At 72.8% G+C, this 1,345-nt stretch carries 2 protein-coding genes; both read left to right on the plus strand.

Annotated features, from left to right (window positions below):
• Window positions 1-391, plus strand: a 391-nt coding sequence (melC1, locus tag ACYVE9_RS27115; protein WP_461030533.1) for an apotyrosinase chaperone MelC1, incomplete at its 5' end; no start/stop codon positions are given.
• Window positions 392-439: 48 nt separating this feature from the next.
• Window positions 440-1,267: a tyrosinase MelC2 gene (gene melC2, locus ACYVE9_RS27120; RefSeq protein ID WP_461030534.1), complete on the plus strand. Its 828-nt coding sequence runs from the start codon at window positions 440-442 to the stop codon at window positions 1,265-1,267.
• Window positions 1,268-1,345 lie beyond the last annotated feature (78 nt).

Below are 1,345 nucleotides of genomic sequence, written 5' to 3' on the forward strand. Positions count from 1 at the left end.
GGAAGCGCCCGCGACGGCGCCGGCGAAGGACGGGCGACCGGCAGCCCGCACGGGCCACGGCGAACCGCAGCCGTTCGACGAGGTGTTCCGCGGCCGCCGGATACAGGGCGGACCCGCGGACCTCGGGCAGCACGGCGGAAACCAGCGGGGCACCCGCTCCGGAACCGGCGCGCACGGCCAGGAGGAGCACGACCAGGGGCAGCACGGGGACGGCGGGCACGGGGGCGGCTACTCCGTGCGGATCGACGGCGCGGAACTGCACGTGATGCGGAACGCGGACGGCACGTGGATCAGCGTGGTCAACCACTACGAGACGTTCCCGACGCCGCGTGCGGTGGCCAGGGCCGCCGTGCTCGAACTCCGGGGCGCCCAGCTGGAACCGATGTTCTGACAGCCGCTCAGCACCGTCCCACCGACCGATCCGATCCGGGAACCGCACATGACCGTACGCAAGAACCAGGCCGACCTCAGCACCGAGGAGAAGCGGCGTTTCGTGGACGCGCTGCTGGAACTGAAGCGCACCGGCCGGTACGACACCTTCGTCACCACCCACAACGCCTTCATCATGAGTGACACCGACTGGGGTGACCGGGTGGGCCACCGCTCGCCGTCCTTCCTGCCCTGGCACCGCAGGTTCCTCATACAGTTCGAGCAAGCCCTCCAGGCCGTCGACCCGTCCGTCGCGCTGCCCTACTGGGACTGGACGGCGGACCGCACCGCCGCCTCCTCGCTGTGGGCGCCCGACTTCCTCGGCGGTACCGGCCGCAGCAGGGACGCGCGGGTCACCGACGGTGCCTTCGCCTCGGCGAGCGGCGACTGGCCGGTGACCGTGCGCGTCGACGGGCGCGACTTCCTGCGCCGCTCCCTCGGCTCGGGCGGCCGGCAGTTGCCGACCCGCGCGGAGCTCGACTCCGTGCTCGCCATGTCCACCTACGACGCCGCCCCCTGGAACAGCGCCTCGGACGGCTTCCGCAACCACCTGGAGGGCTGGCGCGGCGCCAACCTCCACAACCGGGTGCACGTCTGGGTCGGCGGCCAGATGGCCACCGGTGTCTCGCCGAACGACCCGGTGTTCTGGCTGCACCACGCGTTCATCGACCGGGTCTGGGCCCAGTGGCAGCGCCGCCACCCGGCCTCGCCCTACCTGCCGGCCGGCGGGACACGCGACGTGGTGGACCTGGACGACGTGATGCGGCCCTGGAACGACGTGACACCCGCCGACATGCTCGACCACACCCCGTACTACAGCTACGACACGGCCGCGTAGACAGCCGCCGAGCACTGCTCGCCGGGCGCGGTCACGGCGGTGGCGGCGCCCGGTCGGGCGGCGGTTCGGCGGCGGGCG

It is taken from the genome of Streptomyces sparsus, from assembly GCF_054776295.1.